Raw genomic sequence first — 20,945 nt, forward strand, 5'->3', positions numbered from 1 at the left:
TTTAGGGGAGCAATAGTGAGCCGTCCGGACGCGCGCACTCTGATCGAAACGGTCCTCGACCGAGGATCGTGGAAGTCGTGGGACGCGCCGCCCGCCTACCCGGCCGAGCCCGGCTCCTCCTACGCCGACGAGCTGGCCGCCGCCCGCGTCAAGTCCGGCTACGACGAGGCGGTGGTCACCGGCGAAGGGCTGCTCGACGGCCGCAGGGTGGCGGTGGTGGCGTGCGAGTTCTCGTTCATGGCCGGCTCGATCGGGGTGGCGGCGGCCGAGCGGTTCGTGTCGGCGGTCGAGCGGGCCACCCGCGAGCGGCTGCCGCTGCTGGCTGCGCCGGCCTCCGGGGGCACGCGCATGCAGGAGGGCGCGCTCGCGTTCGTCCAGCTGGTGAAGATCACGGCGGCGCTCCAGGCGCACCGGCTCGCCGCGCTTCCTTACCTGGTGTATTTGCGGCATCCGACGACAGGCGGGGTGTTCGCGTCCTGGGGATCGCTCGGACACGTTGCCGCCGCCGAGCCCGGGGCGATGATCGGGTTCCTGGGGCCGCGGGTGTTCGAGGCGCTGCACGGCTACCCCTTTCCCGAAGGCGTGCAGGTCGCTGAAAACCTGCACAGCAAGGGGCTGCTCGACGCCGTGGTCTCGGCCGGTGACCTGCGGGCGATCGCGATCAGGGCGCTGGCCGTGCTGGCCGCCGACCGGTCCGCCGTCGAGGCGGGACCGGCACCGGAGGAGGACCTGCGGCCCGTGGAGGCGTGGGAGGCGATCACCCGCTCGCGGCGCGACGACCGGCCGGGCGTGCGTGCGCTGCTCAAGCTCGCCGCCACCGACGTGACCCCGCTCAGCGGCACAGGGGAGGGGGAGAACGAGCCGGGGCTGCTGCTGGCGCTGGCCAGGTTCGGCAGCGCGCCGGCCGTGGTGCTCGGCCAGGACCGGCGGGTCCAGCGTGCCAGCTCGCCGCTCGGCCCGGCCGGGCTCCGGGTGGCCAGGCGCGGCATGCGGCTGGCCGCCGAGCTGGGCCTGCCGCTGATCACGGTGGTGGACACGGCCGGCGCCGACCTGTCGAAGTCGGCCGAGGAGGGCGGGCTGGCCGCCGAGATCGCCCGCTGCCTGGCCGAGCTCGTCATGCTCGACGCGCCGACCGTCTGCCTGCTGCTCGGCGAGGGCGCCGGCGGGGCGGCGCTGGCTCTGCTGCCCGCCGACCGGGTGCTCTGCGCGCAACACGCCTGGTTGTCGCCGCTGCCGCCCGAGGGCGCCTCGGCGATTCTCTACCGCTCGGTCGACTTCGCTCCCGAGATCGCCCAGGCGCAGCGCATCCGCGCCACCGACCTGCGGAGCGACGGCATCGTGGACCGGGTGATCCCGGAGCTGCCGGACGCCGCGTACGAGCCGCGGCAGTTCTGCGAGCGGGTGGGGCGGGCGCTGGAGCACGAGATCGCGGGATTGCTGGCGATGAGCCCGGCGGACCGTCTCGCGGCCCGCCAGGCCCGCTACCGCACCCTGGGTCAGCGGTAGGTCCACACCTCCTTGCCGTCGGCGGCGTAGCCCGTGAGGGTCGCTCCCTCGCCGAAGTCGGTCCCCTTGGGCGTCACGCCCGCGAACAACGTCACGCCCTGCCCCCAGGGATCGGGCACGGCCGCGGCTGTGGCGGTCCCGCCGACCTTCAGGGTGATCACGACCTTGGCCGTGCCGGCGGGCGCGTAGCCGTACCAGGCGTTGTCGCCGTGGCTCCAGTACGCCGGCCGCCGGGCGTCGAACTGCTCGCTCAGCTTCGCGCCGGGGACCGGCCCGGGAAGGGCCGGCACCAGCTCGCCGTCCTCCCAGAAGGTCATGCAGCTGCCGCTCAGGTACGCCGTGATGCCCGCGGACAGGGCCAGGCGGTCGGCCTCGGACGTGGGAGCCTGCCTGCCACACGCCTTGTCGAAGGTGGCGACCGGCCGGGCCGCCTGGCCCTGGACCTTCAGGATGTAACCCCCGACCTCGGCGTCGAGCGGCACCGAGACGTGCCAGAACGGCAGCGGAGTGCCCTCGCCGCGCAGGAACTCGGCCCGCACCCGCCGCCCGTCGGACAGCACCGCCTCGACCCACTCCCAGTCGTCGCGGGCCGGGCCGAAGTGGATGACGGCTCCTGGCTCCGGTAGGTAGGCGGTCGTCGACTGGACCGGGAAGGAGTGCTCCTGGCCGGTGGCGGCGCACCACATCACACCCCGGTCGGCCGGTGAGGCGCCTCCGGACGCGCAGAACATCTGCGGGTCGCCGTCGTGCTGGGAGAACCAGACGCGCATCGGCCGGCCGGAGCTCTCGGTGCCGGGGACGGCCATCACGGGGCCGATGGTCCGGGCGTCTGGGTCGGGCTTTTCCCTGGACGGTTCCTCGTACCGCCAGATCTCCTTGCCCGTGGTGTCGTAGGCGACCGCGCGGTAGCCCTGGTACCCGTCGCCGTCCACGCCGGCGTCGGCGTCGGCGTCGGCGAACAACACGATGCCCAGGCCCCACGGATCGGGCCGGGTCTCCAGGCTGGTGGTGCCCCCGCCGTTGACGGACACCTCCACCCTGGCCACGCCGGCCCGGGCGTAGCCGGTGATGACGTCGTCGCGCACGTTCACGATCACCGGCGCGTCCCGTGTGGTCGCCAGGCCCCCGCCGAGGTGCGCGCCGTTCCGCGACCAGTTCAGCTCGGCGCCGTCCTTCGTCCGGTGCGGCCGCACGGTGATGCCGTCGGACAGCTCCACGGCCGGGCCCATCGCCGGCCCGGACGGCGGCGAGAGCATGTCGCGGGACGATCGCGCGATGCTCCTGCCCTGCTCGTCGGCGTACTCGACGCTGGTCATCGCGTCCTGGGCCGGATAGGTCACCGTCCAGATCCGGTACGGCGCCCCCTCCGGGGTCACCAGCGTGCCCGTGATCTTCCGCCCGGACGTCGTGATCCCGGTGACGGCGCCGATGTTCGGCGTCGCCACGCCCCAGTCCAACGCTGTCGCCGCCCCGTCGCGCAGGGTGCTGCCCGAGAACCAGACGTCCTGCTGGTCCGGCACGTCCGAGCAGCCGCCGTACGGGTCCCCTGCGGCCCGCTCCGCGATGTAGCAGACCTCGGGATAGCCCGCCCGCGCCTTGGCGAACCAGAGCCGCAGCGGCTTGCCCTCGGTCGGATTGTCCACGGTCACCTGCTCGCCGGCGGGCGTACGATCCCGCATGAGCTGCCGGTAGATCGCGTCAGGGTCGGCCGCGGTGTTCCTGCCCAGGCCCCCGTTGAGCAGGACGGGAACGAACACGGCCAGCAGCGCCGCCGGCAGCGCGGCCACGAGGAGCCGGCCGGGGCGGCGGCGCGGCCGGCGGGCCAGCACCCGCGCCCAGGCGTCCGGGCTCGCCTCGTAGGTCTGGGCGTGCGCGTCGAACGCGGCACGAAGGCGCTCTTCCAGCTGGTCCATCACGCGTCCTCCTCCTTCAGCGCCTTGCCGAGGGCGGCCAGGGCCCTGCTGGCGTGCGTCTTCACCGATCCGGGCGACACGCCCATGGCGTCGGCGATCTCGCGTTCGGACAGGTCCAGCCAGTAGCGCAGGACCAGGGCCTCGCGCTGGCGGCGCGGCAGGCGGTCGACGGCGGCGAGCAGCTCGCGGTGCTCCTCGGCGACGAGCACGTCGTGCTCGCTGCTGCGCGCCGGTTCGGGGGGCTCGGGGCGGCGTAACCGGACGAGCCTGAGGTGCCGCAGCCGGTTGCGGGTCAGGTTGCAGACGGTCGCGCGCAGGTAGGCCAGGGCGGCCCCGTCGTCGCGCAACCGCCTGGTGTGCAGCCGGGCGAACGCCTCCTGGGCGATGTCCTCAGGGTCGTCGGCGCCGAGCAGGCCCGCCAGGCGTACCAGACTTTGGTACTGGGCGGCGAACAACTCGGCGAACGACGGCTGCGCCATGGTTGCTGTGTCGATCACACTTCAGAGACACACCAGGCGTGTGTTCGTTGACTAAGGAACCGGGATGCGTTCGACCCGGATGGAGAAGACCTCTTCGCGGGGCACCACGACCTCGTAGGCGCCGTGGTCCACCATCCAGTAGCCCAGCGCCTCCGCCTTCATCCCGCTGTGCCCGGTGTAGGCGATGTGCAGCCCGTCCTCGTCCTCGTCCAGCACGATGCACGGCTCCCCGCCGAACGCCCCCACCGTGCGGATCAGCACCAGCCACTCCACCTCGGACCTGGCCACGGTGCGCCGCCAGTAGCCGGCCGCCGGCTCGAAGCCCTCCAGCTCGGCCTCGCTGAACAACACCACCTGGTCGTTGTCGGGGCCGAGCGCGGCAGGCAGGGTCCGCTCGCCGTAGCGGGCCACGAAGCCGGAGGCGACCGGCGCGATCTCCTCGTTCATACGCCCTCCTTCGTCGGGCGCATGAACGAGACTCGGCTGTGTCTACTGGTTCGCTCGCTCATGCGGCGGGCCGCCAGGTCAGCCCGTCGTAGTCGGCGAAGCGCCGCTCACTGTCCGGGGTGAGGTGGACGATCTCCGCACCGGCCGGGATCGGCATCGGCACGGTGTGGAACTGCGGCACCACGTGGTCGGGGGAGGTCGTGAACCCGTTGCCGGCGAACGGCGGCGCGTCGCTCCAGTCGCCACCCATGTGGGGCCCGTACGGCACCGCGTAGGTGTCGACATCGCGGGCATACCACCGCATCACGTATAGCTCGGGCACCTCGGCGAACAACTCCGATCCGTCGAACGACAGGTCGAGCCCCCAGTAGAGCGCCTCGGGTGTGGTCAGCCTGACGCAGTCCTGCACCCGATAGACGTAGCCGGAGATCACCGTGCGCTTGCCCGACAGGTAGGGCACGAGCAGACGCGGCGGGATGACCTTCTGCATCTGCGTTCCGCTCACGGTACTACTTTACGATCGGTTGACCCCTACAAAACCCGGTGTTCCAAGCACGGGAGCGTGGCCCGGGCCGTGGCGGTCCATTCCGGGTCCACCCGCACCACCTGCACGCCGGGCGCGGTGCCGAGGTCGGCGCGGACCACGCCCAGCGGGTCCACCAGCATGCTGCGGCCCACGCCGTAGCCGTCGGACGACTCGGCCGGGTTGGGCGCCTGGCCGACGGCCGCGGTCCACGTCGTGTTCTCCAAGGCCCGCGCCCTGACGAGGGTCACCCAGTGGTCCTCCTTCAGCGGCCCGGAACCCCAGGCCGCGATCACCGCGAACAGCTCCGCGCCCTTGTCGACCAGCGCCCTGGCCAGCTCGGGGAAACGGATGTCGTAGCAGGTGATCAGCCCCACCCTGAGCCCGGCCAGCTCCACGACGACCGGCTCGGCGCCGGGCGCGACCAGGTCCGACTCCTTCGCACCGAACGAGTCGAACAGGTGGATCTTCCGGTACGCCGCCTTAATGGCTCCCTGGGCGTCGATGGCCACGGCCGTGTTGTGCACGCGTCCCTCGCCCGGCGAGAACACGCCGGCGATCACCGCCGTGCCGTGCTCGCGTGCCGCCTCGGCCAGGCCCGACACGAACGGCCCGTCCAGCGGCTCGGCCAGGCTCGTGATGCGCCGTCCGTAGCGGGTGAGCGTGGCCTCGGGGAAGATGGCCAGGTCGGCCCCTTCGGCTCGGGAGAGCGCCTCCCTGACCCTCTTGAGGTTCGTCGACGGGTCAGGTGACACCGGGATCTGGCAGAGGGCGATTGTGGTCACGGCCCGACTCTAGCTTGTTGGGCACCAGCCGGAACCGGGTCAGGCACCGCCAGACCCACTCGAGCGGACCGTACCTGAACCGCGCCAGCCACCACCGGCTGAGCACCACCTGCACGGCCACGGTCACCAGCGCCACGGCCACCACCGCCCAGCGGGTCGGGTCGGCCTCCCGCACCGGCCCGGTCAGGACGATTACCGCGGTGCCTGTGACGTAGTTCGTCAGCGCCATCTTCCCCAGGGGCTCCAGCACCGCCGACAACCATGGCCGCAGTGCCAGCAGCAGCCCCAGCGAGTACGCAGCCGCCCCGGCCAGCGCGGCCATGCTGTAGGCGAGCCACTCGTTGGTGAAGGCCCACGCGGAGGTCAGCAGCGCGGTGGCCACTGCTGCCGCCGCGAACCCCGGCAGCAGCAGCCACCTGGGTGGCCGCAGCTCCCACAGGGCCATGCCGACAAGGAACAGTCCGGGGATCAGCAGCGGCCCCCCGCCCACCAGCAACGCCCACGTGATCGTCGCCAGCCCCAGCAGCAGCACCGGCGCCCCCGGCGCCAGGAACGTGGCGGGCAGCAGCACCACCGCCCCGTAGAAGGCGTAGTCGGTGAGCACCTCGCCCTCGTAGAACGTGTGCTGGATCAGCCCGATGCAGAACAACCAGAACAGCCGGCTCAGCAGCGCCCACCGGCTGTTGCCGCGCAGGAAGAGCATGAAGCTGATGCCGAACAGAAACGAGAAGATCGGGTAGAACCGGCTCTGGAGGAACGCCTCGATGGTCCAGTCGAGGGTGTTCGGCGGCTCATGCGGGGTGTGCTGCCAGGTGTTGACCAGCATGATGCCGCCCACCGCGAAGCCGCGGAGGGCATCGAACTCTCGGATGCGCGTCATAGGACCCAGGTGAACCACCATACGAGGAATCCGCCGCTGATGACGGTCGCGGCGATCTGCGGCCATCGGCGATCGCGGAGCAAGACCGCCGCGGTCAGCACGGCCGAGGCGACCGCGATCCACGTGTACATGCCGACCACGCCGGGGACGCCGACGGCCAGAGCCGTCTCGTTCCTGACCGCCTGGTCGTACACGGACTGCGCCACCAGCCCGGCGAACGCCACGCCCGCCAGCCCGCCGAAGGCCGCCACCGACCGGCCCCTCAGCGCGCCCGTCACCAGCTGGACCAGTGCCGCGAGCGCGAACAACCCGAACGGCGCGGCCAGCCACGGCGACCGGGAGATCTGGTAGGGGGCGCCGGTCACGTGCAGGTCGCCAGGCCGGTCGGCGTCGTCCAGGCAGGGCGCGGCGGTGTTGGAGACCGGATCGGCCACGAAGTCGACGATCTTCCTTCGGGCGCATGCACTGGTGAGGAAGACGGCGTGCGCGGCGCCGGGGATCTCGGCGAAGCGGCCGGCGGGCAGCGCCTCGGCGGCGGGTCTGCTGGTCCTGGGCGGGGTGGTGGGGTCGTACCGGCCGCCGAGCACGAGCACCGGGCCCTTGGGAGCGCTGTTGACCGGCGTGGACTTGGGGAGCCGCCACGCGTCGCACACCGCTCTGTCGGCGTTCACGGTGAAGAGCCGGGACTTGGCGGTGAAGGTGTTGAACGGGACCTCGTCCTGGCACTGCACCGCGTGATACAGCCCGAACGCGTGCGAGGTCAGCCCTTCGCCCACGGCGTCCGCCAGCGGCCGCAGCAGCTCGTCGTGCCCGCCGGCCAGCGCCGGGACCAGCGCCGGCGCCACCGCGGCGACGTCAGCCTCGTGCAGCGCCTCCGCCATGATCGTGGCCACGTCGTCGCCGGTCATCCGCGCCGTGAACCCCCTGCCGAGCACCGGGTCGGGGACCGGCACCCGCGCCGGTGCTGCGTTCAGCCTGGCGGTCATGGCCGCGGATTCGTCCCGGACGCCGAGCAGGGTCATCGTGTCCGCGAGGTTGCGTTCGGCGTCGTCGTACCAGGCGACGCGCTCCGGCAGGAACGAGTCCAGCACCACGGTGCGGGTGCCCTCCGGGTCGGCCGCGGCCACGTCCAGCATGACCCTCGTCGAGTAGCTGACGCCGAACAGGTTCCACGACGCATAGCCGAGCTCCCGACGTAACGCGACGACGTCGGCCACCATCTCCTTCGTGTTGTACCCCCGCAGGTCGATGCCCTGTTCGCGGAGCCGGTCCCGGCACTTGACGGCGGCCGCGCCCACGTCGGCGGGCGGCGTGCGCAGCTGCCCGAGCAGCGCCGCGGCCGTCTCGGGGCAGCCCAGCACGGGCTCGGAGTGCGGGCCGCCGCGCTGCTCGATCGTCACCACGTCACGGTCCGGGAACATCGCGCTCAGGAAACCGGTGAGCTGGATCGACGCCGATCCCGGGCCGCCGCTCATATACACGACCGGGTCCGGTTTGCGCCCCTTCGCGGTCGAAGAGCGCACGGCGTAGCCGACCTTGATCTTCCTGTCCGGGGCGTCCCTGCGCTCGGGGACGACGAGGAACCCGCAGGTGGTGCGGGGCGGCATGGCGACCGGGCAGCCGCCTAGCCGGGGCGCGGCGGACGGTGGGGTGAAGGTCATGACGGCAGGCACAGACAGGGCGAGGGCGAGCACGACCCGAGCGATCACGCAAGGAAGACTAATAGTCTGGCGTTGTGACGGAACCTCTTGTGGCCAGGATGCGCGCCTTCGGGACGACGATTTTCGCCGAGATGAGCGCGCTCGCCGTTCAGACCGGGTCGATCAACCTCGGTCAGGGCTTCCCCGACACCGACGGGCCGGCGGCGATGCTCGATCGCGCGGTCCAGGCGATCACGTCGGGCGCCAACCAATATCCCCCGGGGCCCGGGATGCCCGAGCTGCGCCGTGCCGTCTCGGAGCACCGGGCCGAGCATTACGGGCTGTCCTACGATCCGGCCGGCGAGATCCTCGTCACCGTGGGCGCTACCGAGGCCATCGCGGCGAGCGTGCTGGCACTGTGCGAGCCGGGCGACGAGGTGATCGCGTTCGAGCCCTACTACGACTCCTACGCCGCCTCGATCGCGCTGGCCCAGGCCCGGCTGGTGGCCGTCACGCTGCGGCCGGTCGCGGGCCGTTTCACCTTCGACCCGGACGAGCTGCGTGCCGCCGTCACGCCGCGCACCCGTGCCATCCTGGTCAACTCGCCGCACAACCCCACGGGGACCGTGTTCACCCGCGCCGAGCTGACCGTCATCGCCGAGCTCTGCCAGGAGCGGGATCTGGTGGCGATCACCGACGAGGTGTACGAGCACCTGACGTTCGACGGAGTCGAGCACATTCCGCTGGCCACGCTGCCCGGCATGCGGGAGCGCACCGTGGCGGTCTCCTCGGCGGGCAAGACGTTCTCGGTAACCGGGTGGAAGACCGGCTGGGTGTGTGCGCCCGCGCCGCTGGTCACGGCGGTGCAGACGGTCAAGCAGTTCCTCACGTTCACCGCGAGCGCGCCGTGGCAGCTGGCGGTCGCGTACGGTCTGCGGCAGGAGCTGGAGTGGGTGGCCGCGCTGCGCTCCGGGCTCCAGGACAAGCGTGACCGGCTCATGGAGGGGCTGGCGGCGGCCGGGTTCGAGGTGCTCAAGCCGGCGGGCACCTATTTCGTGCAGACCGACATCAGGCCGCTCGGGTTCGCCGACGGGCTGGACCTGACGAGGAGGCTGCCGGAGCTGGCCGGGGTGGTGGCGATCCCCACCCAAGTTTTCTACGAGCATCCCGAGCGCGGCCGGCACTTCGTCAGGTTCGCCTTCTGCAAGAAGGAGGAGGTCATCGACGAGGCCGTAACCCGGCTCAAGCGTCTCTCGGGGGCCTGAGTCCGCTTGTATTGCGGTTGGTCATCACATCGTCACGTAGAGTAAACCTCGGCATGCGGTATCGCAGTGATACCGCCTCGCGCCTACGCTGGGGATATGGCTATGACCCTTCGCTTGAGTGACGAGCAGACCGAGGCCCTTCGCAAGCGCGCGGAGGCGGAGGGGCGAAGCATGCAGCAAGTGGTGCTCGCGGCCGTCGACGACTATCTGGCCAGGCACAGCGCCGACGAGGAGGTCCGCCGCCTTGGCGCGAAGTCCAGGGAGCGCTGGCGGAATGTGCTCGATCGGCTGGGCGAATGACCAGATATCTCACGCTGGAGCAGGTCCTCGAGCTGGCCGAGGCGGAGCTGGGCGACGCGCTCGCGGTTCGGGACCTCGGCCTGCTCGACTCGGCGGTCCATCGGCCGACCACCGCCATGTTCGGCCACGAGGCCTACCCCGACCTCATGACGAAGGCCGCGGCGCTGCTCCAGTCGTTGGCGGTCAATCACCCGCTCATCGACGGCAACAAACGGCTGTCCTGGCTGGCGACGGACGTCTTCCTCCGCTTCAACGGCGTCGTGCTCGACACCGACGACGACTCGGCATATGACCTCGTCATCGCCGTCGCCTCGGGCAAAATCACCGAGGTCGACGAGATCGCCGACGTCCTGCGCACCTTCATCCCGTCATCCTGAGACCCCGTCAGACCCCTCGTCCCGCGACTCCGCCCTCTCGAGAGCCCGCCCTCCTGAACGGCCTCACGCCTCGTCGGGCTTGTCGAGCGGCGTCAGCGCCGCCGTGGCCTCCACGTGCTCCATCCCGGTCGCCTGCAGCAGATCCACGACCACGGACCGCAGCTGCGCGATGATCACATGGGCTGAGAAGCCCAGCTGCTCCGGCCGCTCCCGCGCCGCCACCGCCAGCAGCGCCTGCCGCGCCAGCGTCGGCTCCCGCTCCGCCCCCAGCTCCAGCTGCAGCAGCAGGGCCGCCTCCGACACCTCACGCATAGCCTCGGCCAGCGCGGCCGGGGGCGGGCTCGCCTCGCCGAGCGAGGCCAGCGTGCGCCTGCTGAGCACCCGGGCGTTACGCAGGGCCAGGTCGACGGGCACGGCGGCGGTCTCGTACCGGGCCAGCCGGGCCCGCCGGTGCCAGTGCAGCGGCGAGATCATGGTGATCTCCTTGCTGGTCTCCAGCGCCTGCTCGAACTCCTCCACCGCCGCCTGCGTGCCGCGCGCCTCCTCCAGCGCCTCCGCAGCCAGGTCCACGTCCCGCTTCTCGATGGCGTCCGCGGCCCGCTCCAGCACCGTGGACAGCGCGTCGAGCACCCCGGACAGGTGCTTGGCCGCGATCGCGAAAGGGCTCGCGGGCAGCAGCGCGACCGCCGCGATCCCGATGAGGCCGCCGGTCAGCGCGTCGAGCATCCGGTCCAGCCCGCCCGCGCCCGCGCCGGGCACCAGCGTGGCCACCAGGACCGCCGACGACCCGGCCTGGGCCACGAACAGCGCCCCGCTGTCCAGCAGCCCCGCGATGGTCATCGCCAGCGCCACCACCAGCGCGATCTGCCACGGGCCCGAGCCGATCCCGGACACCAGCAGGTCGCCCACGCCGACGCCGAGGCTGACGCCCACGACCAGCTCGACGACCCGGCGCAGCCGCTGTCCCAGGCCGATGCCCACACAGATCAGTACGGAGATCGGCGCGAAGAACGGCTGCGGGTGGCCGAGCAGCTCCCTGGCGATGATCCAGGCCAGCGCGGCGCCGACCGCGCACTGTGCGATGGACGGCACCATGAGGCCGAACGTGCCCAGCCGGTCCTTCACGTGATCGCTGAGCCAGTTTCGCACCCTTCTACCTTGGCGGATGTTTGTGACATTAAGGTCACGTCCCCCCGGATACGTCCTTTTCGCTGGGGGCGTCCAGCAGAGGCAGGGCGGCCACCGCCTCCTCGCGTTCGGTGCCGGTGGCCTGCAACAGATCCACGGTGATCGACCGCACCTGCGCGATCATCACGTTCGCCGAGAACCCCCACCGCTCGGCCTCCTGCCGCGTCGCCACCGCCAGGATCGCATCACGGGCCTCTTCCGGTGTGCGCCCGTCGGCCAGCTCGTCCCTGAGCAGCAGCGTGGCGTCGGCCAGCGCGCGCAGTGACCCCGGCAGCCAGGGCGGCATTGCGCTGGAGCCGTCGAGCGCCACGATGGCCCGCCTGGCCAGCACCCTGGCGTTGCGCAGCGCGTGATCGAGCGGCACGGCGGCCTTCTCGTACCCCTCCAGCTTGGTACGGCGGTGCCGGTGCAAGGGCGAGATGGTGGCGATCTCCCGGCTGGTCTCCAGCGCCTGCTTGAATTCCTCCACGTTCGTCTGGCTGCCCCGCGCGGCCTCGAGCGCCTCGGCAGCCAGGTCCGACTGGGACTTCTCGATGGCCTCCGCGATCCCCCGCAGGGCGTCGGCGAGCGCGTCGAACATCCCCGCCGCGTGCCGATGCGCCAGCGCCGACGGGCTGGCCGACAGCAGCGCCACCGCGGCCAGCCCCATGAGGCCGCCCACCAGGGCGTCTGCCATCCGGTCGATCCCTCCCGTGCCGCTCGGCGGCAGCAGCGTCGCCACGAGGACCGCCGACGACCCGGCCTGGAGCACGATCAGCGAGCCGCTGTCGAGCAGCACCGCCGCCGCCATCGCCAGCCCCACCACCAGCGCGATCTGCCACGCCCCCGAACCGATCCAGGACACCAGCAGGTCGCCCACACCGACGCCCACACTGACCCCGACGACGAGTTCGACCACCCGCCGCAGCCGCTGCCCGAGCCCCACGCCGATGCACACGACGACCGCGATGGGCGCGAAGAACGGGCGGCCGTGCCCGAGCACGTCCTTGGCCACGAGCCAGGCGAGGGCGGCGGCCACGGCACACTGGCCGATCGGCGGCGCCATCAGCCGCAACCTGCTCAGGCGCTCGTGCACGTGCATCTCGACCACCCCCCTACCCTTGCCCCCGCGGGTAACGCGCGCGTTACGGCGTGGTGAGGCGGTCGTTCACAAAGTCGCCGACCGCCCGCAGGAACGACCGCCGGTCGGTGGCGTGGACGAGGTGCCCGGCCTCGATCGTCACCAGCCGCGCGCCCGGGATCCGCGCGGCCAGGCCCGCGGCGTCGAACGGGCTCGCCGCCCCGCCCGAGATCACCAGCGTCGGCGCGGTGATCCTGGCCAGCCCCTCCAGCCAGGCGGGATCGGGGTCGAGGAACTGCCGTTCGGTGTCGTGCATCATGCGCCAGTCGAACCCCGTTGAGCCGTCCTCCACGATGGGCGCACGGCCCTCGAGCGGCAGCGGCGGCGGCACGTCCTCCAGGACGAGCCGCTCGACCCGGTCGGGATGGTTCATGGCCAGTTGGTAAGCCACGATGCCGCCCAGCGAGTGCCCGATCACCGTCGCCCGTTCCACCTTCACGTGATCGAGCAGGCCCGCGATGTCCTGGGCCAGGTCCGGCAGCGCGTACGCGCCCGGGTGGTCGCTGGCCCCGTGCCCCCGCAGGTCGGGGACGAGCACGTGGTAGCGGGCGGCGAAGTGCTGGGTGATGCCGTTCCAGTCATTGTGGTTCGCGGTGCGGCCGTGGATCAGCAGCAGCGCGGGAGCGGCGGGATCACCCTCCTCCCGGTAGACGAGCTTGATCCCGTTGACGTGTGCTTCGCGAATCACACGTTTAGATTACGTTGAGCTTTGCTGCCTAACCTGTCGGCCATGGACACGTTGCTCGTCGTGGAGGACGAACCCAGCCTGCGCGAGCTGCTCGTCGGCTGCCTGCGCGAGGGGTTCGAGGTGGTGGCCGCCGCGGACGGGCGCGAGGCGGTACGCCTCACGCAGCGGCACGCGCCCGACCTGATCGTGCTGGATGTCATGCTGCCCGACCTGGACGGATTCGACGTGGTGCGGCGGCTGCGCGGCGGCGGCGACCGCACCCCCGTGCTCTTCCTGACCGCCAGGGACGCCACCCCGGACAAGGTACGCGGACTGACGGCCGGCGGCGACGACTACGTCACCAAGCCCTTCAGCCTCGAGGAGCTGATCGCCCGCATCCACGCGCTGCTGCGCCGCAGCCGGAGCAGCACGGCGGCCCCGGTCCGGCTGGCGGTCGCCGACCTGGAGCTCGACCAGGCCGCGCACACCGTGTGGCGGTCGGGCAGGCAGATCCATCTGTCGGCGACGGAGTTCCAGCTGCTGCGATACTTCATGATCAACCACAACCGGGTGTTGTCCCGCGCCCAGATCCTCGAGCACGTGTGGGATCCCGACTTCAGCGGCAATCCCGGCATCGTCGAGCAGTACGTGTCGCTCCTGCGCAGGAAGGTCGACTCCATCCAGCCGCGGCTGATCCACACGGTGCGCTCGGTGGGCTATGTTCTCCGCGTTCCGTAGCCTGCGGGTGCGGCTGATCGCCGGGACGGTCGCCCTCGTGGTGCTCGCCCTGGTCGCGATCGGCGTGGCCAGCCTGGTCCTGCTCCGTGCCGAGCTCGTGGAGAAGGCCGACCTGCAGCTCAGGACGCTCGCCCAGGCCAGCCCGGCCGACGACCGCCCGACGCGGCGGCCCACCGGTTATGTCTTCCAGATCCGCGACGCCACCGGGGCCGTGATCAGCGGGGACCCGGGCGGGCCGCCCGAGGTGCCACGGGCCGAGCGGGAGCCGTACACGACTGGCGAGTGGCGCGTGCTCGTCGACACCCGGCCGGGCGGCCAGTCGATCGTCGTCGCCATGGATCTGCGCGAGATCGACGCCACCATCGGGCTGCTCGGCATGATCGAGCTGCTCGCCGGGGGCGTGGTCGTGGTGGTGCTGGCCGCGGCCGGGCTCGTCTTCGTACGGCGGAGCCTGCGGCCGCTGGCCGAGATCGAGAACGCGGCCCGGCAGATCGCCGACGGCGACCTGTCGCGGCGCGTGCCCCACGTGGACCCCCGTACCGAGGTCGGCCGGCTCGGGACCGCGCTCAACGACATGCTGGCCAGGATCGAGGCCGCCTTCGCCGCCCGGCGGGAGTCGGAGGAGCGGATGCGGCGTTTCGTGGCCGACGCCAGCCACGAGCTGCGTACCCCGGTGGCCGTCGTCCGCGGCTACGCCGAGCACTTCCTGCGGCACGCCGGCAGTGACCAGGTGCGGCGGATCGAGGAGGAGGCCAGGCGGATGGGGGCGCTCGTGGACGACCTGCTCGTCCTCGCCCGGCTCGACGCCGAGCGACCGCGCGAACGCTTGCCCGTGGACCTGCTGCCGCTGGCCGCCGAGGTGGTACGCGACGCGCGGGTGCTGGCGCCCGATCGCGACATCACCTTCGCGTTCGGCGAGGACACGGCGTTCGTGGTCCTGGGGGATGCGGCCGAGCTGGGGCAGGTACTGCGCAATCTCGTACGCAACGCGCTCACGCACACCCCGCCGGGGACCGCCGTCGAGGTACGGGTCCGGCACCAGGACGGGCACGCTGTGCTGGAGGTCGCCGACCACGGCCCCGGGCTGGCCGAGGACGAGGCGGCCAGGGTGTTCGAGCGCTTCTACCGGGCGCCGGGAGCCCGCTCGCGTGAGGGGTCAGGGCTGGGGCTGGCGATCGTCCAGGCAGTCGTGGCCGCCCACGCAGGCTCCGCAGGCGTCGCGTCCACTCCGGGCGGCGGCACGACCTTCTCCGTCCGGCTCCCGCTCGAGTAGCCCCTCTGGCCTCCGCTCCGGGGCTGTTTAGAAAACCCTCAGGCGGGGTTTGAGCCCGGATTAGACCCGCCGCCTACACCTGAGTCCGCACGGGGACGACCGTTCCCCGCGCGGGAGGTGACCGACCATGATCAGGTGCTTGATGGCGCTGATCTTTCTTGCGGTGACGACAGGCTGCGCCGCCGCCCCGCCCGGGGACGGTGTCGCGTCCGTGGGTGGGCCCGCGTCCGCCACGTCGTCGCCGTCGGCGAGCGCGGACGTGCTGAAATTCGCGCAATGCCTGCGAGACCAGGGGCTCAAGGTCGAGGACCCGGCCCCGGGGGAGCGGGTCGACGTCGACGACGCCGACCAGGCAGGGCGGGAGCTGATGGAGAAGGCCATGACGGCCTGCCGGTCGCTGGCGCCCGCCGAGACCGTGAACCGCGACAACGACCAGCAATCGCTTGACGGCATGCTCGCCTACGCGCGCTGCATGCGCGAGCAGGGCCTGAACTGGCCCGACCCCGTCGTCGTGAACGGCGACGCCCGCTGGCCCGACAGCGGCGACCTGCCCGGCAGGAACACCAGCCAGTTCAAGACCGCCGACGAGAAGTGCCGGCCGCTGCTGGGCGAGAAGAAGTCCGGGGGGACCAAGTGAGACGCGCGGTCCTGGCCGGAGCCGTCGTGAGCGCCGGGTCGGTGGCGGCGCTCGCCGTCACGCTCGGCGGTGGCGAGCCCGCCGCCGCCCCTTCCCCGACCACCGCCCCCGCGTACGCCGAGGTGACGAGAGAGGACCTGGCCGACTCCGAGACCGTGGACGGCATGCTGGCCTACGCCGACGAACGTGTGCTCCGGGCCGGGCGCTCCGGCACGCTGACCGCGATCAAGGACAAGGGCACCTCGGTCAAGCGCGGCCAGACCTTGTACGCGGTCGATCGCGGCCCGGTCACCCTCTTCTACGGAAAAATGCCGATCTATCGGGAGCTGTCCGTGGGCGTTAACGGCGCGGACGTCCTCCAGCTCGAACGCAACCTCAAAGCCCTCGGCTATGCCGCCGGCCTGACCGTGGACGACCACTTCACCACGGCCACCGCCGCCGCCGTCGCCGGCTGGCAGGCCGACAGGAAACTGCCGGTCACCGGCGCCGTGGACGCCGCCCAAGTCGCCGTACTGCCCGGCCCGGCCTGGGTGAAGCAGACGAAAGCCCAAGTGGGCGATCCGGTCTCGGCCGGAGCCGAACTCCTCGTGGTCCGCAGCACCCGGCGGGTCGTGACCATCGACCTCGACATCGCCGACCAGCATCTGGCCAGGAAGGGGGCGGAGGTCGAGATGGAGCTGCCCGACGGCACCCGGCTCAAGGGCACGATCAGCAAGGTCGGAGTGGTGGCGGAGGTGTCCGAGGACAGCGTCACCGTAGACGTCGAGGTCGCCCCGCGCGGCGCGACCGGAGCGCTGCGGGAGGTGCCCGTCACGGTGGACCTGCGGAGCGAGACTCGCGAGGACGTGTTGTCGGTCCCGGTGGAGGCCCTGCTGGCCCTGCGCGAGGGCGGGTACGGCGTGCGCTCCCAGCAGGGCGCCGTGATCGCCGTCAAGCCCGGGCTGTTCGCCGGAGGCCGGGTCGAGGTCACGGGCGCCGGGCTGAGCGAGGGCATGAAGGTGGAGGTGCCGGCGTCATGACCGACACCGCAAAGCCGCCGTCGGTGGCGGAACTGCTCGGGGTCACGAAGGTGTACTCGGGCGGGGTCGAGGCGTTGCGAGGTGTGGATCTCAGGGTCGAGACGGGCGAGGCGGTGGCGGTCGTCGGTCCGTCCGGCTCAGGCAAGTCGACCCTGCTCCACCTGCTGGGCACCCTCGACCGCCCCTCGTCGGGCACCGTACGCGTCGCCGGCCACGACGTCGCCCGGCTCCCCGACCGGAGGCTCTCCGCGCTGCGGGCCTCGACGATCGGCTTCGTCTTCCAGCACTTCCACCTCACCCCCGGCCTGACCGCTCTGGAGAACGTCGCCGACGGCCTCCTCTATGCGCGGATCCCGATGAGCGAGCGGAGACGCCGGGCGGCGCAAGCCTTGGAGCGGGTAGGCCTGGCACACCGCGTCCACCACCGCCCGCACGAGTTGTCGGGCGGCGAGCAACAACGCGTCGCCGTGGCGCGGGCGATCGTCGGCGAGCCCGCACTCCTCCTGGCCGACGAGCCCACGGGCAACCTGGACTCGGCCTCAGGGGCGGAGGTGTTGCGGGTGTTGTTCGCCGTGGCGGCCACACTCGTGATCATCACCCACGACGCCGACCTGGCCGCCGCCCTGCCGCGCCGCCTCCGCATGCGCGACGGCCTGATCGTGGAGGAGACCGCTCATGAACCCGCGTGACCTCTTCCGGCTCGGCGTCATCGGGCTGCGGACCAGGCCCAGCCGGGCCGTGCTGTCCGCCCTGGGCATCGCGATCGGCATCGCCACCATGGTGGCGGTCATCGGCATCTCCGCCTCCAGCCGCGCCGACCTCCTGCGCAAGCTCGACAACCTCGGCACCAACCTCCTCACCGTCACCCCCGGCCAGACGGTCAGGGGCGAGCAGGCCAGCCTGCCCGAGACCGCCGTCGCCATGACCGGCCAGATCGGCCCGGTACGGTCTGCCGCCGCGACGGCCCAGCTGGAGGCCAGGATCTACCGCAGCGACCTGATCCCGCAGGAACGCACCGGCGGCGTCGCCGTGCAGGCCGCCACCGAGCACCTGCTGAACACCCTCCAGGGCACGGGCGCCTGGTTCAGCCAGGCCACGAGCCGCTACCCGACCGTCGTGCTCGGCGCGGTCGCCGCCCAGCGGCTGGGAGCACGCGGCGGCGACCAGGTGTGGCTGGGCCGCCGCTGGTTCACCGTGCTGGGCGTGCTCGACACGCTCCCGCTGGCGCCGGAGATCGACCGGTCGGCACTGGTCGGCTGGCCGGCCGCCGCCGAGCTCCTGGGCTTCGACGGGCATCCGACCACGGTCTACGTACGGGCCGATCCGGAGTCGGTGGAGAGCGTGGCAGCGGTGCTCGCCCGTACCGTCAATCCCGAGCACCCGGAGGAGACCACGATCGCCCGGCCGTCCGACGCGCTGGCGGCACGGGCGGCGGCCGCGGGGGCGTTCACGAACCTCCTGCTCGGACTGGGCGCGGTCGCCCTGCTGGTCGGCGGGGTGGGCATCGCGAACACGATGGTGATCTCCGTGCTCGAACGCCGCAGGGAGATCGGGCTGCGCCGCGCGCTCGGCGCCACCAGGACCGACGTACGCCTGCAGTTCCTCACCGAGTCGCTACTGCTGTCCGCGCTCGGGGGGCTGGCCGGCGTCGTGCTGGGCGCCCTGGTCACCACCGGGTACGCGCTCGGCCACGCCTTCCCGCCCACTCTGGACGCCTGGGCCCTGGCCGGGGCCGCCGCCGCCACACTGCTGGTCGGCGGGGTGGCCGGGATCTATCCCGCGGCCCGCGCCGCCCGGCTGTCCCCGACCGTGGCGCTCAGCGCACCTTGACATGGTCGGCGGGGTTCATGGGCAGACATTGCCCATGAACCCCGCTGACCGGCTCGGTTAGCGTCACCAACGGGCGCAGAGGAAAGGGACGTCGCATGCCGGAACCGATCGAAGTGCGTAAGGTGCCGATCGAGAGCGTCACCGACGCCTCCGGGCTGTCGCGGCTCATCGCCGACGGCGTGATCGTGGCCGAGCGGGTGCTCGCCGTCGTCGGCAAGACCGAGGGCAACGGCGGCGTCAACGACTACACCCGCATCCTGGCCGACCGCGCCTTCCGCGAGGTGCTGGCCGAGCACGGGCATCCGGCGCCGGAGAGCGTGCCGCTGGTGTGGTCGGGGGGCACCGACGGCGTGCTCAGCCCGCACGCGACCATCTTCGCCACCACCGCGAACGCCCCCGCCACCGAGGAGCCGCGACTGTCGGTCGGCGTGGCGATGAGCGAGGTCATCCTTCCCGAGGACATCGGCCGCCCCGCCATGGTGGAGAAGGTCGCCGCCGGGGTACGCGAGGCCATGAAGATCGCCGGCATCGACGACCCGCGCGACGTCCACTACGTGCAGACCAAGACACCGCTGCTCACCCTGGCCACCATCACCGACGCCAAGAGCCGCGGCCAGGACACCGCCATCGAGGAGACCGGCCCCTCCATGGACCTGTCGAACTCCACCACCGCCCTCGGCATCGCCGTGGCGCTCGGCGAGATCGACATGCCCAGCGCCGACCAGATCCACAAGGACCTGTCGCTGTACTCGTCCGTGGCGTCCTGCTCGTCCGGGGTGGAGCTGGACCGGGCGCAGATCGTGCTGGTGGGCAACGTACGGGGGATCGGCGGGCGCTACCGCATCGGCCACAGCGTCATGAAGGACGCCCTGGACGCCGACGGCATCTGGGAGGCCATCAGGGACTCGGGGCTGCCGCTGCCCGAGCGGCCCCGCCCGTCGGACCTCGGCGGCAGGCTGGTGAACGTCTTCATGAAGTGCGAGGCCGACCCGTCCGGGCGGGTGCGGGGCCGGCGCAACATCATGCTGGACGACTCCGACGTGCACTGGCACCGCCAGATCAAGGCGGCCGTCGGCGGGGTGGCGGCCTCGGTCACGGGTGACCCTGCGGTGTTCGTCTCGGTCGCCGCCGTACATCAGGGCCCGTCGGGCGGCGGCCCGGTGGCGGCCATCTCCGACCTCGGGTAGGGGGAATGTGGCCGCCAGGCCACATCTCTAGCTATGTAGAGTACGAGATATGAAGAGTAATAGCCCACGGATGACCATGCCGACCCAGGCGGTTCTCCGTGCCCTGCTCCACGACCCAGGGCGCGAACGCTACGGGCTGGAGCTGTGCGAGCTGGCCGGGATGCCGAGCGGCACCCTGTACCCGATCCTGGCCAGGCTGGAGCAGATCGGCTGGGTGGAGAGCCGGTGGGAGGATCCTGAGACGCACGTGGCGGAGGGACGCCCGCGCCGCCGCTACTACCTGATCACCGCGGACGGCGCGGAGCAGGCCCGTGACGCGATCGCCCGCGCCTACCGCTCGCGCCGCCAGCCCGTCCCCGCCTGGCTGCCGCCTCCCGAGGTCGCGTCATGAACGGGGCCGACGACAGGGGACCGAACCTGTACGGCCGGCTCCAGCCAGTGCTGGACGCCGCCGGCGAGAGGCTGACCGGCGAGCGACTGGACCTGGTCCAGCACGCCCACCTGGTGGCCGCCTACTGGCATCGCGACCAGCTGCGGCAGAGCGGCGACCCGTACATCACCCACCCGATCGCCGTCGCCACGATCCTGGCCGAGCTCGGCATGGACCACGAGCTGATCTGCGCGGGGCTGCTGCATGACGTGCTGGAAGACACCGCCTGCACGGAGGAGGAGCTGCTCGCCGAATTCGGGGAGCCGGTCGTGGAGCTGCTGCGCGCTTTCCTGACGCTCGACGACCCCGAGCGCCGGGCCCCCGACTGGGAGACCTCGACCGACGAGCGCGTGCTGACGCTGAAACTGGCCGATCGCCTGCACAACCATCGGACGCTGCGCTTCCTGCCTGAGGAGAAGCAGCGGCGGAAGTCGCGGGAGACGCTGGACGTCGTGGTGCCCATCGCCGGGCGGCTGGGCCTGGTGCAGGTCGAGGAGGAGCTGCGGCGGCTGTCCACCGCCACGCTGTCCGGGCGGGGCGGGATAGGAGCGTCCTTCCGTGTCATCACAGCCGGTGCCATCATGCTCCCGGCTGAGGCCCGGGGCCGGTGGCTGGAGGAGTGGCTGGGGGAGCTGCACGCGTTGCCGGGCCGGCGGGCCAGGCTGGGGTTCGCGGTCCGGCTGATCGCCGGCATGCCGCGCCTGGCCCGCACCCTCCGGACCGAAGCTCGGCGCAGGTAGG

General features: G+C 71.9%; 23 protein-coding genes. 13 read left to right on the forward strand and 10 right to left on the reverse strand.

What is annotated here, in order from left to right:
- The first annotated feature begins 15 nt into the window (after window positions 1–15).
- Window positions 16–1,506 (forward strand): carboxyl transferase domain-containing protein, encoded by a 1,491-nt coding sequence (locus ACTWPT_RS11345; protein ID WP_443177244.1) that lies wholly within the window; start codon window positions 16–18, stop codon window positions 1,504–1,506.
- Here the strand turns inward: ACTWPT_RS11345 and ACTWPT_RS11350 are convergent.
- Genes ACTWPT_RS11350 through ACTWPT_RS11380 form a run of 7 tightly spaced genes read right to left on the reverse strand, consistent with a single transcriptional unit; the run spans window position 1,497 to window position 8,242 of the window.
- Window positions 1,497–3,419 carry a hypothetical protein gene (locus ACTWPT_RS11350; protein ID WP_443177245.1) on the reverse strand — a complete coding sequence of 641 codons (1,923 nt, stop codon included), beginning with the start codon at window positions 3,417–3,419 and terminating at the stop codon, window positions 1,497–1,499. The two genes, ACTWPT_RS11345 and ACTWPT_RS11350, sit on opposite strands and share 10 nt — an antisense overlap.
- On the reverse strand, window positions 3,419–3,916 hold the full coding sequence (locus ACTWPT_RS11355) for a sigma-70 family RNA polymerase sigma factor (RefSeq protein ID WP_443177246.1): 498 nt from the start codon (window positions 3,914–3,916) through the stop codon (window positions 3,419–3,421). Before ACTWPT_RS11355 ends, ACTWPT_RS11350 begins: the two co-directional genes overlap by 1 nt.
- 33 nt (window positions 3,917–3,949) lie before the next feature.
- The gene (locus tag ACTWPT_RS11360; RefSeq protein ID WP_443177247.1) at window positions 3,950–4,345 is read right to left on the reverse strand and encodes a hypothetical protein; all 396 of its coding nucleotides are present in this window, start codon (window positions 4,343–4,345) and stop codon (window positions 3,950–3,952) included.
- A 58-nt stretch (window positions 4,346–4,403) separates the two neighbouring features.
- A complete protein-coding gene (locus ACTWPT_RS11365) occupies window positions 4,404–4,850 on the reverse strand; it encodes a hypothetical protein (RefSeq protein ID WP_305922763.1) in 447 nt (148 codons plus the stop codon).
- Window positions 4,851–4,876: 26 nt separating this feature from the next.
- A complete protein-coding gene (locus tag ACTWPT_RS11370) occupies window positions 4,877–5,653 on the reverse strand; it encodes a carbon-nitrogen hydrolase family protein (RefSeq protein ID WP_443177248.1) in 777 nt (258 codons plus the stop codon).
- Window positions 5,613–6,533, reverse strand: coding sequence for a DUF418 domain-containing protein (locus ACTWPT_RS11375; RefSeq protein ID WP_443177249.1), 921 nt, complete (start codon window positions 6,531–6,533; stop codon window positions 5,613–5,615). Before ACTWPT_RS11375 ends, ACTWPT_RS11370 begins: the two co-directional genes overlap by 41 nt.
- A complete protein-coding gene (locus ACTWPT_RS11380; RefSeq protein ID WP_443177250.1) occupies window positions 6,530–8,242 on the reverse strand; it encodes an alpha/beta hydrolase in 1,713 nt (570 codons plus the stop codon). Before ACTWPT_RS11380 ends, ACTWPT_RS11375 begins: the two co-directional genes overlap by 4 nt.
- A 26-nt stretch (window positions 8,243–8,268) precedes the next feature.
- Between ACTWPT_RS11380 and ACTWPT_RS11385 the strand changes: the two genes are divergently transcribed.
- The 3 genes from ACTWPT_RS11385 to ACTWPT_RS11395 all read left to right on the forward strand — a co-directional run bounded on the left by ACTWPT_RS11385 (window position 8,269) and on the right by ACTWPT_RS11395 (window position 10,115).
- A complete protein-coding gene (locus tag ACTWPT_RS11385) occupies window positions 8,269–9,438 on the forward strand; it encodes a pyridoxal phosphate-dependent aminotransferase (RefSeq protein WP_443177251.1) in 1,170 nt (389 codons plus the stop codon).
- A 102-nt stretch (window positions 9,439–9,540) separates the two neighbouring features.
- On the forward strand, window positions 9,541–9,738 hold the full coding sequence (locus ACTWPT_RS11390; RefSeq protein WP_443177252.1) for a FitA-like ribbon-helix-helix domain-containing protein: 198 nt from the start codon (window positions 9,541–9,543) through the stop codon (window positions 9,736–9,738).
- A complete protein-coding gene (locus tag ACTWPT_RS11395; protein WP_443177253.1) occupies window positions 9,735–10,115 on the forward strand; it encodes a type II toxin-antitoxin system death-on-curing family toxin in 381 nt (126 codons plus the stop codon). The genes ACTWPT_RS11390 and ACTWPT_RS11395 overlap by 4 nt, the downstream gene beginning before the upstream one ends.
- A 63-nt stretch (window positions 10,116–10,178) precedes the next feature.
- Here ACTWPT_RS11395 and ACTWPT_RS11400 read toward each other — a convergent pair whose 3' ends face one another.
- The 3 genes from ACTWPT_RS11400 to ACTWPT_RS11410 are packed head-to-tail and all read right to left on the reverse strand — an operon-like array spanning window position 10,179 to window position 13,111.
- Window positions 10,179–11,264: an FUSC family protein gene (locus ACTWPT_RS11400; RefSeq protein ID WP_443177254.1), complete on the reverse strand. Its 1,086-nt coding sequence runs from the start codon at window positions 11,262–11,264 to the stop codon at window positions 10,179–10,181.
- 34 nt (window positions 11,265–11,298) lie between these two features.
- Window positions 11,299–12,384, reverse strand: a complete 1,086-nt coding sequence (locus tag ACTWPT_RS11405; RefSeq protein WP_443177255.1) for an FUSC family protein — start codon at window positions 12,382–12,384, stop codon at window positions 11,299–11,301.
- Between the two features lie 43 nt (window positions 12,385–12,427).
- Complete coding sequence (locus ACTWPT_RS11410; protein WP_443177256.1) at window positions 12,428–13,111, reverse strand: alpha/beta fold hydrolase; 684 nt, start codon at window positions 13,109–13,111, stop codon at window positions 12,428–12,430.
- 42 nt (window positions 13,112–13,153) lie between these two features.
- On the opposite strand from ACTWPT_RS11410, the gene ACTWPT_RS11415 reads away from it, so the two are divergent.
- From ACTWPT_RS11415 to ACTWPT_RS11455, 9 genes are all read left to right on the forward strand, one after another.
- Window positions 13,154–13,828 carry a response regulator transcription factor gene (locus ACTWPT_RS11415; protein WP_443177257.1) on the forward strand — a complete coding sequence of 225 codons (675 nt, stop codon included), beginning with the start codon at window positions 13,154–13,156 and terminating at the stop codon, window positions 13,826–13,828.
- On the forward strand, window positions 13,809–15,101 hold the full coding sequence (locus tag ACTWPT_RS11420) for a sensor histidine kinase (protein ID WP_443177258.1): 1,293 nt from the start codon (window positions 13,809–13,811) through the stop codon (window positions 15,099–15,101). Before ACTWPT_RS11415 ends, ACTWPT_RS11420 begins: the two co-directional genes overlap by 20 nt.
- 127 nt (window positions 15,102–15,228) lie before the next feature.
- Window positions 15,229–15,738: a hypothetical protein gene (locus tag ACTWPT_RS11425; RefSeq protein ID WP_443177259.1), complete on the forward strand. Its 510-nt coding sequence runs from the start codon at window positions 15,229–15,231 to the stop codon at window positions 15,736–15,738.
- On the forward strand, window positions 15,735–16,757 hold the full coding sequence (locus ACTWPT_RS11430; protein WP_443177260.1) for a peptidoglycan-binding protein: 1,023 nt from the start codon (window positions 15,735–15,737) through the stop codon (window positions 16,755–16,757). Before ACTWPT_RS11425 ends, ACTWPT_RS11430 begins: the two co-directional genes overlap by 4 nt.
- Window positions 16,754–17,446, forward strand: a complete 693-nt coding sequence (locus tag ACTWPT_RS11435; protein WP_443177261.1) for an ABC transporter ATP-binding protein — start codon at window positions 16,754–16,756, stop codon at window positions 17,444–17,446. Before ACTWPT_RS11430 ends, ACTWPT_RS11435 begins: the two co-directional genes overlap by 4 nt.
- Entirely contained in the window at window positions 17,433–18,587 is a 1,155-nt protein-coding gene (locus ACTWPT_RS11440) for an ABC transporter permease (RefSeq protein WP_443177262.1), read from the forward strand. Before ACTWPT_RS11435 ends, ACTWPT_RS11440 begins: the two co-directional genes overlap by 14 nt.
- A gap of 95 nt (window positions 18,588–18,682) precedes the next feature.
- On the forward strand, window positions 18,683–19,774 hold the full coding sequence (locus tag ACTWPT_RS11445; protein ID WP_443177263.1) for a ring-opening amidohydrolase: 1,092 nt from the start codon (window positions 18,683–18,685) through the stop codon (window positions 19,772–19,774).
- Window positions 19,775–19,823: 49 nt separating this feature from the next.
- The gene (locus tag ACTWPT_RS11450; RefSeq protein WP_443177264.1) at window positions 19,824–20,165 is read left to right on the forward strand and encodes a PadR family transcriptional regulator; all 342 of its coding nucleotides are present in this window, start codon (window positions 19,824–19,826) and stop codon (window positions 20,163–20,165) included.
- On the forward strand, window positions 20,162–20,944 hold the full coding sequence (locus tag ACTWPT_RS11455) for an HD domain-containing protein (RefSeq protein WP_443177265.1): 783 nt from the start codon (window positions 20,162–20,164) through the stop codon (window positions 20,942–20,944). The genes ACTWPT_RS11450 and ACTWPT_RS11455 overlap by 4 nt, the downstream gene beginning before the upstream one ends.
- The last annotated feature ends 1 nt before the right edge of the window (window position 20,945 follow it).

It is taken from the genome of Nonomuraea sp. 3N208, from assembly GCF_052245935.1.
In the GTDB taxonomy this organism is placed as follows: Bacteria; Actinomycetota; Actinomycetes; order Streptosporangiales; family Streptosporangiaceae; genus Nonomuraea.

Bases quoted from the DNA above. Each gene is read 5' to 3' on its own strand.
- ACTWPT_RS11350 (WP_443177245.1), bottom strand. From the start codon at position 3,419: ATGGACCAGCTGGAAGAGCGCCTTCGTGCCGCGTTCGACGCGCACGCC.
- ACTWPT_RS11360 (WP_443177247.1), bottom strand. From the start codon at position 4,345: ATGAACGAGGAGATCGCGCCGGTCGCCTCCGGCTTCGTGGCCCGCTAC.
- ACTWPT_RS11375 (WP_443177249.1), bottom strand. From the start codon at position 6,533: ATGACGCGCATCCGAGAGTTCGATGCCCTCCGCGGCTTCGCGGTGGGC.
- ACTWPT_RS11390 (WP_443177252.1), top strand. From the start codon at position 9,541: ATGACCCTTCGCTTGAGTGACGAGCAGACCGAGGCCCTTCGCAAGCGC.
- ACTWPT_RS11395 (WP_443177253.1), top strand. From the start codon at position 9,735: ATGACCAGATATCTCACGCTGGAGCAGGTCCTCGAGCTGGCCGAGGCG.
- ACTWPT_RS11405 (WP_443177255.1), bottom strand. From the start codon at position 12,384: ATGCACGTGCACGAGCGCCTGAGCAGGTTGCGGCTGATGGCGCCGCCG.
- ACTWPT_RS11415 (WP_443177257.1), top strand. From the start codon at position 13,154: ATGGACACGTTGCTCGTCGTGGAGGACGAACCCAGCCTGCGCGAGCTG.
- ACTWPT_RS11420 (WP_443177258.1), top strand. From the start codon at position 13,809: ATGTTCTCCGCGTTCCGTAGCCTGCGGGTGCGGCTGATCGCCGGGACG.
- ACTWPT_RS11425 (WP_443177259.1), top strand. From the start codon at position 15,229: ATGATCAGGTGCTTGATGGCGCTGATCTTTCTTGCGGTGACGACAGGC.
- ACTWPT_RS11435 (WP_443177261.1), top strand. From the start codon at position 16,754: ATGACCGACACCGCAAAGCCGCCGTCGGTGGCGGAACTGCTCGGGGTC.
- ACTWPT_RS11440 (WP_443177262.1), top strand. From the start codon at position 17,433: ATGAACCCGCGTGACCTCTTCCGGCTCGGCGTCATCGGGCTGCGGACC.
- ACTWPT_RS11445 (WP_443177263.1), top strand. From the start codon at position 18,683: ATGCCGGAACCGATCGAAGTGCGTAAGGTGCCGATCGAGAGCGTCACC.
- ACTWPT_RS11450 (WP_443177264.1), top strand. From the start codon at position 19,824: ATGAAGAGTAATAGCCCACGGATGACCATGCCGACCCAGGCGGTTCTC.
- ACTWPT_RS11455 (WP_443177265.1), top strand. From the start codon at position 20,162: ATGAACGGGGCCGACGACAGGGGACCGAACCTGTACGGCCGGCTCCAG.